Here is a 15,364-nt window from a genome sequence, read left to right on the forward strand (position 1 = left end):
GCGGCACACACCGGGGTTCATCCGAGTCAACGAGACCCTTGTCTCACTTTCCCAAAAGCGGTCGAACGGCGGCGAATTACCCCGCGGAGTGCCCGAGGTCGAGCAGTTGGCCCGGCTTGATCAGGTCCGCGTCAGAGCCGATGACGTCCTCGTTGCGGTCGTAGAGGGCCGTCCAGCCGCCGGACAACCGGTGGGCCGAGGCGATGGCTGACAGCGTGTCACCGGGGCGCACGGTGTAGTCGCCGTCGGCCGCCGGGCCGGTGCGCTCGGCGTCACCACGCGAGGCGTGCCGGCCGCCGGAGGACCTGCCGCCGCCGTCGGCACCCTCGTCGCCCGCACCGCCACGGTGCTTGCCCTTCGCGGGCGTCTCCCGCGGCGTACCGGTGGTGTCCGTGCGGCTGCCGCCGTCGGACGGGTCACCGGAGGGCTCGTCGGAGGGCTCGCCGGACTGCGACGGGTCATCGGACGGATCGGCGGACGGACCGGTGGACGGGTCGTCGGCCCGGTCGCCCGGCGTCGCCGGGTCGGAGGCCCCGTCGCCGGGCTCGTGCGTGCCGGCGGAGTCCGAGGCGTCGGGCGACGGCGTCGGATCGGACGGCTCGTCGCCGGGCCGGTCGTGCGTCCCGGCGGAGTCCGAGGCGTCAGGGGTGCCGGACGGGTCGGAGGAGCCGGACGAGTCCCAGGGGTCCGGGGAGCCGCCGTCGTCCGACGGGGCGGGCGAGGGAGTGGCGGTGCTGCCCGGGTCGACCTCCGGCGCCTGGCCGTCCTTGGTCAGGCCGGCGCTCACCGCGCAGCTGGACCAGACGTCCGGGCCGCGGTGGTCGAGGATCGACTCGGCCACCGCGATCTGCTGGGAGCGACTGGCGAGGTCGGGGCGCGAGGCGTAGGCCGAGCCGCCGTAGCTGTCCCACATCTCCTGAGTGAGCTGCAGCCCGCCGTAGTAGCTGTTGCCCGAAGCCGCGCTCCAGACGCCACCGGTCTCACACTGGGCGACCTTGTCCCAGGTCGCGGTGTCGGCGGCGTGGGCGCCACTCGCGGCGAGCAGTGGCAGGGCGAAACCTGCGCCGGTCACTCCCGCCGTGACAAAGATGGCCGGTGCCTGGCGGGGTCGACGATGTCGGCCGTTCCCGGAACGCATGCGGATGCCTTTCGCGCGGCGGTTGAGTTGTACGACGAGCTCTGCGAGCTGCTCGACGGGTACCCGCCCGGCCGACGCGCACGAGGCGCACCGTCACACCGGTCCCCCACATCACCGCTTCGGCCGATCGGGTGAAGCCCGTCGATCGTCGGTGGAAAGGTAGCCGGGGTCACGGGTAGTCACAAGTCGGTGTAGTGCAGATCACGCGAAGGTCACGCGCCTGACTCTCTGTCACTTTTGCCCTTGTTGCTGGTCAGGGCGTTCGGGCGGGAACTCCACCGGCAGCGACCGCAGTCCGCGCATGATGAGCCCGCCACGCCAGCGCAAGGCGTCCGGTTCCACGGCGAGCCGGAGGTCCGGGAGCCGGGTCAGCAGCGTCGTCAGAGCGGCCTGTCCTTCGAGCCGGGCGAGCGGCGCGCCGAGGCAGTAGTGGATGCCGTGCCCGTACCCCAGGTGCTGGTTGTCACGACGGGTCAGATCCAGGACGTCCGGCTCGGCGAAGCGTGCCGGATCGCGGTCGGCGGCGGCCAGCACCACCAGGACCGGGTCGCCCTTCGCGATCCGCTGCCCGCCCAGGGTCAGCTCCTGCGTCGCGAACCGCCAGGTCGCCAGCTCCACGGGGCCGTCGTAACGGAGCAGTTCCTCGATGCCGGTGGTCAGCAGATCGGTGTCGCCCGCCGTGATCGACTTCTGCAGCAGCTCGCGCTGGGCCGGGTGGCGCAGCAGGGCGTAGATCCCGTTGCCGATCAGGTTCACGGTCGTCTCGAAACCGGCGAACAGCAAGATAAAGGCCATCGCGGCGGCCTCGTTCTCGGTGAGGTGTTCGCCGTGGTCGGAGGCCCGGATCAGGCCGGAGATCAGATCCTCGTCCGCCTCCGCGGTGTCCCCCAGCGACTCGCGCTTACGGCGGATCAGCTCGGCGAGATAGCCGCGCATCTTCTTCACGGACCGGGCGACGCCGCCGCGCGGCCCCCCGCCGTGCCGGATCATCATGCCCGCCCAGTCGCGGAAGTCGTCCTGGTCCTCGCGCGGCACCCCCAGCAGATCGCAGATCGCGTAGATGGGCAGCGGGAAGGCGAACTCATGGATGAGGTCGGCCTCGCCCTTCGCCGCGAACCGGTCGATGAGGTGGTCGGTCAGCTCCTGGACGCGCGGGGCGAAGGCGGCCACCCGGCGCGGGGTGAAGGCCTTCGAGACCAGCCGGCGCAGCCGGGTGTGGTCCGGGGGGTCGATGTTGAGCAGATGCGTCATCAGGTTGGCGCTGCGTTCACCGGGGATCCCGACCTTGCCCTTGCCGTGCGCGGCCTCGCTGTGGTGCACCGGGTTCTTCGACAGCCGGCCGTCGGCGAGCGCCTGCCGCGCCTCGGTGTAGCGGGTCACCAGCCAGGCCTCGACGCCACTGGGCAGCTCGGTCCGGTGCACCGGCGCATGCTCCCGCAGCCAGGCGTACGCGGGGTAGGGGTCGGCGGCGAACTCCCAGGTGAACAGGGCGGGGGCGGGCGCGGGGGTGGGGGCGGCGGGGCAGCCTGCAAGGGCGTCGTCGGAGGTGGGAGACGGGCCCGCGGGGGCGTCGGGAGCGGGGCAACCCGCGGAAGCAGGGACATCCGGGGCGGGGTGGCCCGCGGGGTCATCGGAAGCGGGGCAACCCGCGGAAGCAGGGACATCCGGGGCGGGGCGGTCCGCTGGGGCGTCGGGGACGGGCCGGTCCGCGGAGGCGTCGGCATCGGGGGCGTCGGGCTTGTCGTGCACCTTCCGACCGTAACCGTTGGGCACACCGTGGTGCGCCCGCGCGCCGTCCGGCCCCCACCGCACCCCCGCCGCACCCCGCCGCACCCCAGCGCGCTACCCCGGATCCACCCCCAGCCCCGTCAGGAACGCCACGGCCGCCGGCGACGGGCCGAGACCGCTCCACACCACCCGCTCGGTGCGCTCGGGCGCCGGCCGCACCCGCACGATGTGCAGCCCGCCCAGCTCGGCGGCGATGGCCTCCGGCACCATCCCGACGCCCAGGCCCGCCCGCACCAGCTTCGCCAGGAACTCGACGGTGGTCACCTCGAACGCCACCTCCGACGTCAGCCCCGCCGCACGGAACGCCTCATCGCGCTGCCTGCGGGCCGCGGACCCGGCCGTGAAGTCGACGAACGTCTCCCGCGCCATCCGCGACAGCGTGGTCCACTCCCGCTCCGCCAGCGGATGCCCCGGCGGCACCACGGCGACCAGTTCACCGCGCGCCAGCTCCTTCTCCCGTACGCCGACGGTGCGGGCGCCGGGCACCAGCCCGACGAAGGCGACGTCCAGGACGCCCTGCCGCACCTGTTCGAGGAGCCGGTCGCTCATCTCCATCTGCAGACTGATCCGCACCCCGGGACAGCGCGTCCGGAAAGCGCCCAGCTCACGGGCGAGATCCACGGCCGCGACGGTGGAGATCGCACCGACCGCCAGCCGCCCGCGCACCTCCCCGGTCGCCGCCGCCACCTCGGCACGGGCCCGCTCGGCGGCCTCCAGCGCCTGCCGGGCGACCGGCACGAAGGCCTCACCGGCGGCCGTCAGCCGGACCCGGCGGCTGGTCCGGTCGAAGAGCCGGGCCCCGAGCTCCTTCTCCAGCCGGGCGATCTGATGACTGAGCGCGGACTGCACCACATGGCAGCGCTCGGCGGCCCGGGTGAACCCACCGGTCTCGGCCACCGCGACCACATAGCGCATCTGCTGGAGCTCCATGCCACCGATCCTAGGAGCAGCCATCTCCATTCACGATGGATGGGATGACAACAATGCGTTGGACTCATCGATGGGCCGGGCCCAGGCTGGGAGACGCCCGCCGCCACGGTGGCCGTGGGCGCTGCACGGGAGGGCATCTCATGGAGACCGAGCGGATGACCGGGCACATACCGGAGGCGGCCGCCGGGGGCCCGGCGGATCCGCGGCCGGGCCTGGGGCGCGGCACGCTGCTGCTGATGGCGGTCGCCGCCGGACTGTCCGTCGCGGGCAACTACTTCGCCCAGCCGCTGCTGGACGTCGTCGGCCGCGATCTGCAGCTGTCCGCGTCCACCGCCGCGCTGGTCGTCACCGTCGCCCAGGTCGGCTACGGCCTCGGCCTGCTGCTGCTCGTCCCGCTCGGCGATCTGCTGGAGCGGCGCCGGCTCGCCGTCACCCTGACCGCCGCGACCGCGGTCTTCCTCACCGTCACCGCGAGCGCGCCGAACGCCGCCCTTCTGCTGACCGGCACCGCACTGACCGGACTGACCTCGGTCGCCGCCCAGGTCGTGGTGCCGTACGCGGCGACCCTCGCGGCGCCCGCCGAACGCGGCCGGACCGTCGGCACCGTCATGACCGGGCTGCTGCTGGGCATCCTGCTGGCCCGTACGGCCGCCGGTCTCGTGGCCGAGCTGGGCGGCTGGCGCACCGTGTACTGGGTCAACGCGGCGCTGATGCTGCTGATGGCGGTGCTGCTGCGGCTCCGGCTGCCCGCACTGCGCACCCCCGCCGGGCTGCGCTATCCGGCGCTGCTGCGTTCCACGCTGGCGCTGTTCGCCCAGGAGCCGGTGCTGCGGTGGCGCGGCGCGCTGGGCGCGCTGACCTTCGCGGGCTTCAGCGTGCTGTGGACGGCGCTGGCGTTCTTGATGTCCGGCCCGGCCTACGGCTGGCAGGAGTCGGCCATCGGTGCGCTGGGGCTGGTGGGCGCGGCCGGTTCGCTGTCCGCCTCGGTGGCCGGACGGCTGGCGGACCGCGGCCTGGCGCACCGTGTCACCGGCGCCGCGGCCTTCCTGCTCCTGGGGTCCTGGGGCCTGCTCGCGGCCGGCGGGTCGGGCGGCGCCTGGTCGCTGGCGGCACTGCTGGCCGGGGTGATCGTGCTGGACCTGTCCGCACAGGCGGTGCACATCAGCAACCAGAACCTGGTCTACGCGGTCCGCCCCGAGGCCCGCAACCGCCTCAACTCGGCCTATATGACCAGCTACTTCGTCGGCGGGGCGGTCGGTTCGGCGCTGACGTCGGTGGTGTGGGGCATCGGCGGCTGGGGCGGGGTGTGCGCCCTGGGTGCCGCGCTGGCGGTGACGGTCGTGGGGCTCTGGCTGGCCGACCGGCTACGGCGCCGTCGCAGGGCGGCGGGCCGCTCCGCGGAGCGGGAACCGGCGGGCGCCGGAGAAACGGCAGATCCGGTCACGTCGTGACGGGGGCGGCGGCTCCGGCCTGAGACAGTTCCGGCCCGGACGGCCCTGGTCTCAGACGGCCCCAGTCCCAGTCCCGGCCTCGCCCTCGGCAGCCACCACCGCATCCCGGTAGGCCCGTGCCGCCGCGCGCAGTGCCGCCTCCGGGTCGACGCCCTCCGCCTCGGCCCGCATCGCCAGCGCCAGCAGCTCGTACCCGATGCCCTGGCCGGCCGGGGGCGCCACCTCTAGCCCTGCCGTACGGGCGCGCGAGGCGAGCTTCGCCGCCAGCGCCAGACCGGGCTGGGCCAGCGGAACGCCCTCGGTCACCGAGTCGCGCTGCTTCTCCTCCGCCTTCACCCGCAGCCAGTGCGCCCTGACGTCCTCCGGGGTCGCCGCGTCCGCCTCCCCGAAGACATGGGGATGGCGGCGGATCAGCTTCTCGACGATCCCGCCCGCGACATCGTCGAGGGAGAACGGCTCATCGGGGTCGTCCTGGGCGATCCGGGCATGGAAGACGACCTGGAGGAGGACATCGCCCAACTCCTCGCGCAGCGCCTCCCGGTCGTCCTCCTCGATGGCCTCGACCAGCTCGTACGCCTCCTCGATGCCGTACTTGGCGAGGTCGCGGTGCGTACGGATGCTGCTCCAGGGGCAGGCGGCGCGGATCTGGTCCATGACCTGGACGAGGTCGAGCAGCCGGGCGCCGGGCAGGTCGTAGGAGCCGGGCAGCAGCTCCAGGTCCGGCATGGTCTCGCGGCCGGAACCGGCCAGCCGGGCCAGGCCGTCGGTCAGCGCGCTCTCGCCGTCCGCCGAGGTCAGGACGACGGCCGTACGGCCGCCCGGCACGCAGTAGTCGACGAGTTCGCGGGCGGCGGGGGCGGCCGTCTCCACCTCGATGCCGGCTTCCCGCAGATAGGGCAGCTGCGGATGGTCCGGGTCGGCACACAGCACACGGTCCGCCCCGCGCAGGATCTGCCAGGCGGGCCAGGACAGGAGCCCGGGGGCGACCCGGTGGCTGGTGGTGAGCAGGACCAGGCGTCCGGTGCCGGTGCCCTCGGGGTGGGCTCCGGCGCCGGTGTCGGCGGCAGAGGCGTCAGCGTTCACGCCTCGAACGTAACGCACGGCACTGACAACGCCCGGAGCCGGTGGGGCAGCGGTGGGCGGCCGGCGACGGTGCGCGGCGGACGGACCGACCGTCACGGATACGGCCGGCCCCCCTGAGACGGCCGGGCTCAGGCCTGCTGCTTCGCCGGCTCCCTGGTGATCCACGGCTCCTTGGTCTCGCCGAGGATGACCTGCTGGTCGTCCCACTTGCCGAACCGCGGATTGACGTCGATCCCCATGGACCGGGAGGTCTTGGCCAGTGCCTGGGCGAGCTTCTGCTGGCCCTGCGGTTTGCCGCGGTCCGCGCCGAGCCGCTGGGCGACGCCGTCGAGCAGCAGCTGATTGCGGACCATGGCATCGATCTCGTCGGGGGCGATGCCCTGCTGGAGCCACATCTCCTTCAGCCGGCCGGCGCCGCCGGCCTGCTTCTCCGCCGCGGCCCGCCACCGCTGGACGTCGCGCCGGCTGACCGTCACCCCGGCATCGTGCGCGCCGCGGGCCAGCACCTCGTCGAAGATCATGCCGTTGAGGGTGGCCAGGCTCAGCCGGCCGGTGTTCATGACGAGCTGGTCGCCCTGCGGCGACTTGGCCTGCGCGGCACGGACATCCTTCACCTTCGCCTGCAACTGCGAGACGGTGATCCGCTTGCCGTCCACGAGAGCCGCGGCCCCGGGATGGGCACCGCTGCCACAGGCCGCGAGCAACGGGGCCGCGGCCAGCAGGCCGGCGGTGGCGGATACGGAGAGCGCTGTCCTACGGCGGAACACATGGCCTCCCGGCAGATCGTGCGACGGAGTCTCGACCTTGGTGGATCGATGCTATGGAGTCGGCGTGGCCCAGGCCACTGCTTCGGCCAACGATCTGGGGCGGAGACGGTTCCGCTCCCGTGTGCCGGTCCGTTGCCGCCGCCATCAGCGTGCCGTTGGCGGCCCCCGCCGGCTCACCTCGGTGCCTGCTCCGGCCAGGATGCGGCAGGCACGGTGGCCGCGATGGCCGCGGTCTCTGCGGCCTCAGGGGACTTTGCGGTCTCAGGGAGCTTTGCGGTCTCAGGGGACTTCGCGGCCTCAGCGGTCTCAGCAGTGGTGATCGTCTGCCGCAGGATCTTCCGGGCCGTGGCGATCTCGGCCGACCGTTGGTCCAGCGTCCGCAACTGGGTGCGCAGCGCGTCCAAGATCCCGGGGCATGGCAGCACCGTTGCCTCGGGGGTGGTGCAGGGGAGCACCTGACGGATGATCCGGGTCGGCAGTCCCGCCGCGAGCAGGGCCCGGATCCGCTGTACCGCGGCCTCGGTTCCCTCGTCGTAGCTGCGGTATCCGTTGGGCAGGCGCCCGGGTTGCAGCAGGCCTGCCCGCTCGTAATAGCGCAGGAGGCGTTCGCTGGTCCCGGTCCGTTCGGCCAGTTCTCCGATGAGCACCGTCAGCCGCCGACCTCTCCGTAGTTGACCTTCTCACGGTGTCAGGGAGCAACAGTGGGTCGCCCGGTCGCATTCCGGATGACGAACTGCCTCGGAGAAATCGGAGAACCTTGTGATCATCGATGCCCACAGCCATGTCCACGACCCGGTGGAGCAGCACCTCGCCGGCCTTGACGACGCCGGGGTGGATCGCACGGTGCTCTTTGCGACGCGCCCGCACCCGGAACGGGCCGTCGATCTTGCCTCGCTGCGCCGCGAGATGAGCGTCCTCGACAACGCCCTGGCAGGCCGGGGAAACGATGCCGACGGCTACCGCACCGCCTGGCGGGAGCTGGACGAGGCCCTGGCCGCGCACCCGGACCGGTTCATCGGGTTCGGCGCCGTTCCTCTGGATCTGCCCGAGGAGCGCATCGCGGCCGTGGTCGAGCGCGAGGTGGTGGGACGGGGACTGCGCGGGATCGGCGAGCTCACCCCTCCGGCAGGTCAGGCCGCACGGATCGAGCCGGTGCTGCGGGCCGCGCACGACCACGGCGGACTACCGGTCGTGGTGCACGGTTTCGCCCCTACCACCGCCGAGGACCTGCGTACCCTCGCCCGGCTCGCCACCCAATACCGAGCGGTCCCGCTGGTGATCAGTCAACTCGGCGGAGTGCACTGGATGGAGGCCATCGAACTGGTGCGGGACACCCCGAGCATGTACCTGGAACTGTCCACGGCCGGCCTGATCTTCGCGGTGCGAATGGCGGTCCAGGAGATCCCCGAGCGCACGCTGTTCGGCTCGGACGCCCCGTATGGCGATCCCTTGCTCGCCCGTACCACGGTCGAACGGGTCACCTCTCCCGGCGAGGTCCGTGACAGGGTGCTCGGAGGGACCGTGGGACAGCTCCTGGGTATCTGCTGACAGCCGGCCGGCGAAGCGCCCGTGCCCAGGGAGCGGCGGGAGCGACGGGGCACCCCGTCCTGTCCTCCGCTCACCGCCCCGCCCCGCCCCCGGGAACGGACCATCCGGCGCCCGCGTCTGACCCACTGCCACCCTCTTGTCACCCTCTTGTCACCCTCTTGTCGCCCTCTTGCCCATCCCTTGCCGCCCACTGCCACCCCCGCCGTCACGGCCATTACCGTCGCAGCGGTCGCCGGGCCGGCCGGCGCTCCGCTTCGAGTATCTTTTCGACAGTTGAGAGTGAGGATCCGCATGGACACGGCCGCAGTATCGGCTGGGGGCGCCCCCGGACGGATTCTTGGAAAGGACGTCGGCGCGGTGCCGCCGCCCCGGACCGCTGCCCTGGCCGGGTCCGTACCGGCGCCCCGGTCCGCCCCGCAGCCGGCCGGCCACGAGGCCGCGGCCACCGGCGCGCCGCCACCGGACCGGCCCGGCCGGCTGCGGCGCACCGCGCACCGGCTGCGCGCCCGGACCGCCCCCCTGCGCGCCCCTCGCTTCGACCCGTACTGGACGGCGGGGTTCTTCTTCGTCGCCTTCGCGCTGCTGGCCCTCCACCATTTCCGCACCCTGTCCGCGTCCTCCTGGGACCTGGGCATCTTCGAGCAGGCCATACGGGGCTACGCCCACTTCCGGGCGCCGATCGTCGACCTCAAGGGCCCCGGCACCAACATCCTCGGTGACCACTTCAGTCCCGTACTGATCGTGCTCGCCCCGTTCTACCGGCTGTTCCCCTCCCCGCTGACCCTGCTGATCGCACAGGCCGCGCTCTTCGCGCTGTCCGCGATACCGGTCACCCGCGCCGCCGCCCGCACGCTGGGCCGCGTCCCGGGCCTGGCGATCGGCGTCGCCTACGGCACGTCCTGGGGTGTGCAGAAGGCCGTCGACTTCGACTTCCACGAGATCGCCTTCGCGCTGCCGCTGATCGCCTTCGCGCTCGAAGCGGTGCTGCGCGGGCGGTGGACCGCGGTGGTGTGCTGGGCCGCGCCGCTGGTGCTGGTCAAGGAGGACCTGGGGGTGACCGCGGCCGTCATCGGTGCGCTCGCCCTGATCCGTACCCGGCGGGCCAGTCCGCTGGCCATCGGCCTGGTCGCCTTCGGCCTCAGCGCCACCGCCGTGACCCTCGGCGTGCTCATACCGGGGTTCAACGGCTCCGGCTCGTACGACTACTGGAGCAAGTTCGGCGCCGACGGCGGCGGCCTCACCATTCCCCTCGTCACGGCCGTGCGCACCACGCTGTGGGTGCTGCTGCCCACCACCGGCCTGCTCGCGCTGCGTTCGCCGCTGCTGCTGGTCGCGCTGCCCACGCTGGGCTGGCGTTTCCTGTCGCACGAGCCGCATTACTGGGGCATCGACTGGCACTACAACGCCGTCCTGATGCCGGTGGTCTTCCTCGCCCTGATCGACGCCCTGCCCGGGGCCCGGGTCTCCGCCCGGCCCTGGCTGCGCTCGTACGCCCACCATCTGCCGGCCGCCGTGGTGGCCGTGGCCCTCGCGCTGACCACCACGCTTCCGCTGGCCCGCCTCACCGAAGGCGCCACCTACCGCACCCCGCCGGACGTCACCGCCGCCGAGAAGCTGCTCGCGCGGATACCCGACGGTGCGAGCGTGGAGTCCGACATCCGGCCGCTGAGCCGCCTGGCCGGCCGCACCCGGGCCTTCTGGATCGGCGACACCGGCGGTCTGTCACCGGAGTACGTCGCCGTGCAGCTCCGCGACAACCGCACCCCGCGGCAGGCGCTGGCGGATGCCGCCGCCCGCCACCCCAAGTCCACCTACGTCATCCTGGGCGGCGCCGGTGACCTGCTCGTATTTCACCGGACATCCGCCCGCTGAACGCGTACGGTACCGCGATGACCACCGATGTGATCGTCCTGAACGGCGGCTCCAGCGCGGGCACTTCCACCCTCGCCCGGGCCCTGCAGGAGACCCTGCCCCGCCCCTGGCTGACCTTCGGCGTCGACACCTTTATCGCCGCCCTGCCGCCCGCCCTGATGACCTCCCCGGACGGGCTGGTCCTCGCGCCCGACGGCACGGTCTCGGTCGGGCCCGCGTTCCGCGCGCTGCAGACCGGCTGGCTGCACGGCATCGCGGCGATGGCCCGGGCCGGCACCGGCATCATCCTCGACGAGGTCTTCCTCGACGGCGGCGCGGGCCAGGACCGCTGGCACCGCGCGCTGGACGGCCTGTCGGTGCTGTGGGTCGGCGTCCACTGTGATGCCGACACCGCCACCGCCCGCGAACTCGCCCGCGGGGACCGGGTGGTGGGCATGGCCGCCACCCAGGCCGCGCTGGTCCACCGGGGCGTTCGCTACGACGTCGAGGTCGACACCGCCGGCTCGGATGCGGGCGTTTGTGCCAGGGGGATCGCTGCCCACGTTGCCGGGTGATCCGCCGTTTTTCTTTCTGTGGTTCTTTTCCCGCCTTCGGCGGGGGCGGGGTTGGTTGTCGGCTGTGTTTCCGCCTTCGGCGGGGGCGGGGTTGGTTGTGTGGGGTGGGGCCCCGAGGTGAGTGGTGGGTGGCGGGTTCGGGGCCTCCGGGGTGGGTGTTCGGACTGCTTCGCTTTACGTCCGAACACCCACCCCTCCGGCCCCGCCCCCTCCCGTCCGTTGTGGGGCTCCACCCCGGGTGGGGGAGCAGGAGAAAACAAAAGACCAGTAGCTCGGCCCGCATCACGATGCGGGCCGAGCTACTGGTCTTTGAAAACCTTCACCCCACCGGGCGGGGGTCGCCATCCGGGCGGGAGGTGGCGGGCCGGAGGGGCCTGTGTTGTGGACGTAAAGCGAAGCAGTCCACAACACAGGCCCCGGAGGCCCGCCACCCGCACCCACCACGAACAACAAGCGGCCCCCGCCCAACCACCACCCCACCCCGCCGGAGGCGAACGGCGCCGCACCCGACAACGTGGGAAGCAGGGCTACGAGCCCAAACCGGCTACGAGCCCAAACCGCCTACGAGCCCAAAATGGTCGCGAGAAACTCCCCCACCCAAGACAACAGCTCGCGACCGACCAACGGCTTGCCGCCGATCTTGCCGGTGGTCGGGCGTGGCACCAGGATCTGGCGGGTGGCCGGCTTGAGGACCGTACGGGGGTGGAGCCGCTTGAGCCGCAGCTCCTGCGATTCGCGCAACTCCACCGGGCCGAAGCGGATGTTGGAGCCCTGCAGGGTGATGTCCGTGACGCCGCAGGAGCGGGCGAGCATCCGCAGGCCGGCCACCAGCAGCAGGTTCTCGACGGGCTCGGGCAGCTTGCCGTAACGGTCGGTCAGCTCCTCGCGGACGGCCGCGATGTCCTCCTCGGAGGTGGCGGAGGCGATGGCGCGGTAGGCCTGGAGGCGCAGCCGCTCGCCGGGCGCGTAGTCGTGCGGGACGTGCGCGTCGACGGGGAGCTCGATCTTGACTTCGAGCGGGGGCTCCTCCTCCACGCCGCCTTCCAGGGAGGCGCGGTAGTCGGCGACCGCCTCGCCCACCATCCGTACGTAGAGGTCGAAGCCGACGCCGGCGATATGGCCGGACTGCTCGCCGCCCAGGAGGTTGCCCGCGCCACGGATCTCCAGGTCCTTCATGGCGACGTACATGCCCGCGCCCATCTCGGTGTGCTGGGCGATGGTCGCCAGCCGCTCGTGAGCGGTCTCGGTGAGCGGCTTCTCCGGCGGGTAGAGGAAGTAGGAGTAGCCGCGCTCGCGGCCGCGGCCCACCCGGCCGCGCAGCTGGTGGAGCTGGGAGAGGCCGAAGTTGTCGCCGCGCTCGACGATCAGGGTGTTGGCGTTGGAGATGTCGATGCCCGATTCGACGATCGTCGTCGAGACCAGGACATCGAACTTCTTCTCCCAGAAGTCGACGACGACCTGCTCCAGCTGCGTCTCGCCCATCTGCCCGTGGGCGGTCCGGATGCGGGCCTCGGGGACGATCTCGCGGAGCCGGGCGGCGGCGCGGTCGATCGACTCGACGCGGTTGTGGATGTAGAAGACCTGGCCCTCGCGCAGGAGTTCACGGCGGATGGCGGCGCCGATCTGCTTCTGCTCGTAGGGGCCGACGAAGGTGAGGACCGGGTGGCGCTCCTCGGGCGGGGTGGTGATCGTGGACATCTCGCGGATGCCCGTGACCGCCATCTCCAGGGTGCGCGGGATGGGCGTGGCGGACATGGTCAGGACGTCGACGTTGGCGCGGAGCTTCTTCAGCTGCTCCTTGTGCTCGACGCCGAAGCGCTGCTCCTCGTCGACGATGACCAGGCCCAGGTCCTTGAACTTGGTCTCGGAGGAGAACAGCCGGTGGGTGCCGATGACGAGGTCGACGGTGCCGTCGCGCAGCCCTTCGAGGACGGCCTTGGCCTCGCCGTCGGTCTGGAAGCGGGACAGCGCCCGGACGTTGACCGGGAACTGGCCGTAGCGCTCGGTGAAGGTGCCGAGGTGCTGCTGGACGAGGAGGGTGGTCGGGACCAGGACCGCCACCTGCTTGCCGTCCTGGACGGCCTTGAAGGCGGCGCGGACCGCGATCTCGGTCTTGCCGTAGCCGACGTCGCCGCAGATCAGGCGGTCCATGGGGACGGACTTCTCCATGTCCTCCTTGACCTCGGCGATGGTGGAGAGCTGGTCAGGCGTCTCCGCGTACGGGAAGGCGTCCTCCAGCTCGCGCTGCCAGGGGGTGTCCGGGCCGAAGGTGTGGCCGGGCGCCGCCATCCGGGCCGAGTACAGCTTGATCAGGTCGGCGGCGATCTCCTTGACGGCCTTCTTGGCGCGCGCCTTGGTCTTGGTCCAGTCGGCGCCGCCGAGCCGGTGCAGGGTGGGGGCCTCGCCGCCCACGTATTTGGTGACCTGCTCCAGCTGGTCGGTGGGGATGTAGAGGCGGTCGCCGGGCTGGCCGCGCTTGGCGGGCGCGTACTCGACGAGGAGGTATTCGCGGGTGGCGCCCTGGACCGTGCGCTGCACCATCTCGATGTAACGGCCGACACCGTGCTGCTCGTGGACGATGAAGTCGCCGGCTTCCAGGGTCAGCGGGTCGATGGTCTTGCGGCGGCGGGCCGGCATCCGGGCGCCGTCCTTGCCGGCCGCCTTCTGGCCGGAGAGGTCGGTCTCGGTGAGGACCGCGATCCGCAGGTCCGGGTCGATGAAGCCGTTGTCGAGGGTGCTGCAGGAGACATGGACGAGGGAGGGGGAGAGCTCCGCGAGGTCGGCGTCCAGGCGGGCGGGGATGCCCTCGCCGCCCAGGACCTCGACCGTACGGGCCGCCGGGCCGTGTCCCTCGGTGAGGAAGAGTGTGCGCCAGCCGTCGGCCAGCCACTGCTTGGTGTCGGCCAGCGCCCGCTGGGTGTCACCGCGGTAGGTGTCGGGGGCGTGCATGCCCAGCTTGAGGGTGTCGCCGTCGCCCTCCAGCTCCTCGCCGGACGCGAAGGGGCTGACCGACCACCACATCATTCCCAGCTCGCGCGCCCGGTCCCGGACGTCCGCGAGGCCCCACAGGGAGGCCGCGCCCACATCGATCGGCGCCTCTCCGCCGCCGGCGCCGGCCGCCCAGGACGCCTGCAGGAACTCCTGGCTGGTCGCCACCAGGTCGGCGGCCCGGGTACGGACCCGTTCCGGGTCGCACACCAGCGTCATGCTCCCGGCCGGCAGCACGTCCAGCAGCAGCTCCATGTCGTCCACCAAGACCGGGGCCAGCGACTCCATGCCGTCGACGGCGATCCCCTCGGCGATCTTGCCGAGCAGTTCGCCCAGTTCGGGGTGCTTCTCGGCGAGCGCCGCCGCCCGCTCCCTGACCGTGTCGGTCAGCAGCAGCTCACGGCACGGCGGCGCCCACAGCCCGTGCTCGGCGACCTCCAGGGACCGCTGGTCGGCGACCTTGAAGTAGCGGATCTCCTCGACGTCGTCGCCCCAGAACTCCACCCGCAGCGGGTGCTCCTCGGTCGGCGGGAAGACGTCCAGGATCCCGCCGCGGACCGCGAACTCACCGCGCTTCTCGACCAGCTCGACGCGGGCGTACGCGGCCGCCGCCAGGCCGTCGACGATCTCTTCGAGGTCGGCGCTCTGCCCGGTGCGCAGGCTCACGGGCTCCAGGTCGCCCAGGCCCTTGACCTGCGGCTGGAGCACGGAGCGGATGGGCGCGACGACGACGGAGACGGGGCCGGCCGTCGGGTCGTCGGCGCGCGGGTGGGCGAGCCGGCGCAGCACCGCGAGGCGCCGGCCGACGGTGTCGGAGCGCGGCGAGAGCCGTTCGTGCGGCAGCGTCTCCCAGGACGGGAACTCCACGACCGAGTTGTCCTCGCCGGCCGGCATCAGGCTGCGCAGCGTGGCGGCGAGATCCTCCGCCTCCCGGCCGGTGGCGGTCACCGCGAGCACCGGGCGGCCGGCCTGCCGGGCCAGCGCGGCGACCGCGAGCGGGCGGGAGGCGGGCGGCCCCACCAGGTCCAGATGCGGCCGGTTCCCGTCGGCCGCGGCCTGCAGCGCTTCGGCGAGCGCCGGGTCCCGTACGACGGCGTCGAGCAGACCAGTCAGGCTCATCAGAAGATTCCGTCCCAGCGAGGCGAACAACGCAGCAGCCCGACACGTCTCACGGGCCGGGGTTGCCAAGCGTACGCCCGCCCGCGACCCGGGCGGGCCGCAAGCCCGGGAGGGCCCCGGCGCGCC

General features: G+C 72.6%; 11 protein-coding genes. 4 read left to right on the top strand and 7 right to left on the bottom strand.

What is annotated here, in order from left to right; genetic code table 11:
- Window positions 1–76: 76 nt before the first annotated feature.
- The 3 genes from ABR737_RS18880 to ABR737_RS18890 all read right to left on the bottom strand — a co-directional run bounded on the left by ABR737_RS18880 (window position 77) and on the right by ABR737_RS18890 (window position 3,856).
- Window positions 77–1,072, bottom strand: coding sequence for a transglycosylase family protein (locus ABR737_RS18880; RefSeq protein WP_350251334.1), 996 nt, complete (start codon window positions 1,070–1,072; stop codon window positions 77–79).
- Window positions 1,073–1,369: 297 nt separating this feature from the next.
- Window positions 1,370–2,626, bottom strand: coding sequence for a cytochrome P450 family protein (locus ABR737_RS18885; protein ID WP_350256840.1), 1,257 nt, complete (start codon window positions 2,624–2,626; stop codon window positions 1,370–1,372).
- Between the two features lie 354 nt (window positions 2,627–2,980).
- Window positions 2,981–3,856: a LysR family transcriptional regulator gene (locus tag ABR737_RS18890; protein WP_350251335.1), complete on the bottom strand. Its 876-nt coding sequence runs from the start codon at window positions 3,854–3,856 to the stop codon at window positions 2,981–2,983.
- A gap of 140 nt (window positions 3,857–3,996) precedes the next feature.
- Here ABR737_RS18890 and ABR737_RS18895 point away from each other — a divergent pair, with 140 nt between their 5' ends.
- Window positions 3,997–5,307: an MFS transporter gene (locus tag ABR737_RS18895; RefSeq protein ID WP_502964344.1), complete on the top strand. Its 1,311-nt coding sequence runs from the start codon at window positions 3,997–3,999 to the stop codon at window positions 5,305–5,307.
- 51 nt (window positions 5,308–5,358) lie between these two features.
- On the opposite strand, the gene ABR737_RS18900 is transcribed toward ABR737_RS18895, so the two are convergent.
- The 3 genes from ABR737_RS18900 to ABR737_RS18910 all read right to left on the bottom strand — a co-directional run bounded on the left by ABR737_RS18900 (window position 5,359) and on the right by ABR737_RS18910 (window position 7,804).
- Window positions 5,359–6,390 (bottom strand): nucleoside triphosphate pyrophosphohydrolase, encoded by a 1,032-nt coding sequence (locus ABR737_RS18900; protein ID WP_350251336.1) that lies wholly within the window; start codon window positions 6,388–6,390, stop codon window positions 5,359–5,361.
- A gap of 128 nt (window positions 6,391–6,518) precedes the next feature.
- Complete coding sequence (locus ABR737_RS18905; protein ID WP_350251337.1) at window positions 6,519–7,157, bottom strand: SurA N-terminal domain-containing protein; 639 nt, start codon at window positions 7,155–7,157, stop codon at window positions 6,519–6,521.
- Between the two features lie 173 nt (window positions 7,158–7,330).
- Window positions 7,331–7,804, bottom strand: coding sequence for a MerR family transcriptional regulator (locus ABR737_RS18910; RefSeq protein ID WP_350251338.1), 474 nt, complete (start codon window positions 7,802–7,804; stop codon window positions 7,331–7,333).
- A 112-nt stretch (window positions 7,805–7,916) separates the two neighbouring features.
- Here ABR737_RS18910 and ABR737_RS18915 point away from each other — a divergent pair, with 112 nt between their 5' ends.
- The 3 genes from ABR737_RS18915 (at window position 7,917) to cpt (ending at window position 11,131) form a co-directional block, all read left to right on the top strand.
- Window positions 7,917–8,705, top strand: coding sequence for an amidohydrolase family protein (locus tag ABR737_RS18915; RefSeq protein ID WP_350251340.1), 789 nt, complete (start codon window positions 7,917–7,919; stop codon window positions 8,703–8,705).
- A 291-nt stretch (window positions 8,706–8,996) separates the two neighbouring features.
- The gene (locus tag ABR737_RS18920; protein WP_350251341.1) at window positions 8,997–10,577 is read left to right on the top strand and encodes a DUF2079 domain-containing protein; all 1,581 of its coding nucleotides are present in this window, start codon (window positions 8,997–8,999) and stop codon (window positions 10,575–10,577) included.
- Between the two features lie 17 nt (window positions 10,578–10,594).
- On the top strand, window positions 10,595–11,131 hold the full coding sequence (gene cpt / locus ABR737_RS18925; RefSeq protein ID WP_350251342.1) for a chloramphenicol phosphotransferase CPT: 537 nt from the start codon (window positions 10,595–10,597) through the stop codon (window positions 11,129–11,131).
- A gap of 561 nt (window positions 11,132–11,692) precedes the next feature.
- On the opposite strand, the gene mfd is transcribed toward cpt, so the two are convergent.
- Window positions 11,693–15,238 (bottom strand): transcription-repair coupling factor, encoded by a 3,546-nt coding sequence (gene mfd / locus ABR737_RS18930; RefSeq protein ID WP_350251343.1) that lies wholly within the window; start codon window positions 15,236–15,238, stop codon window positions 11,693–11,695.
- Window positions 15,239–15,364: the final 126 nt, after the last annotated feature.

It is taken from the genome of Streptomyces sp. Edi2 (assembly GCF_040253635.1).
In the GTDB taxonomy this organism is placed as follows: domain Bacteria; phylum Actinomycetota; class Actinomycetes; order Streptomycetales; family Streptomycetaceae; genus Streptomyces.

Bases quoted from the DNA above. Each gene is read 5' to 3' on its own strand.
- ABR737_RS18890 (WP_350251335.1), bottom strand. From the start codon at position 3,856: ATGGAGCTCCAGCAGATGCGCTATGTGGTCGCGGTGGCCGAGACCGGT.
- ABR737_RS18895 (WP_502964344.1), top strand. From the start codon at position 3,997: ATGGAGACCGAGCGGATGACCGGGCACATACCGGAGGCGGCCGCCGGG.
- ABR737_RS18920 (WP_350251341.1), top strand. From the start codon at position 8,997: ATGGACACGGCCGCAGTATCGGCTGGGGGCGCCCCCGGACGGATTCTT.
- cpt (WP_350251342.1), top strand. From the start codon at position 10,595: ATGACCACCGATGTGATCGTCCTGAACGGCGGCTCCAGCGCGGGCACT.
- mfd (WP_350251343.1), bottom strand. From the start codon at position 15,238: ATGAGCCTGACTGGTCTGCTCGACGCCGTCGTACGGGACCCGGCGCTC.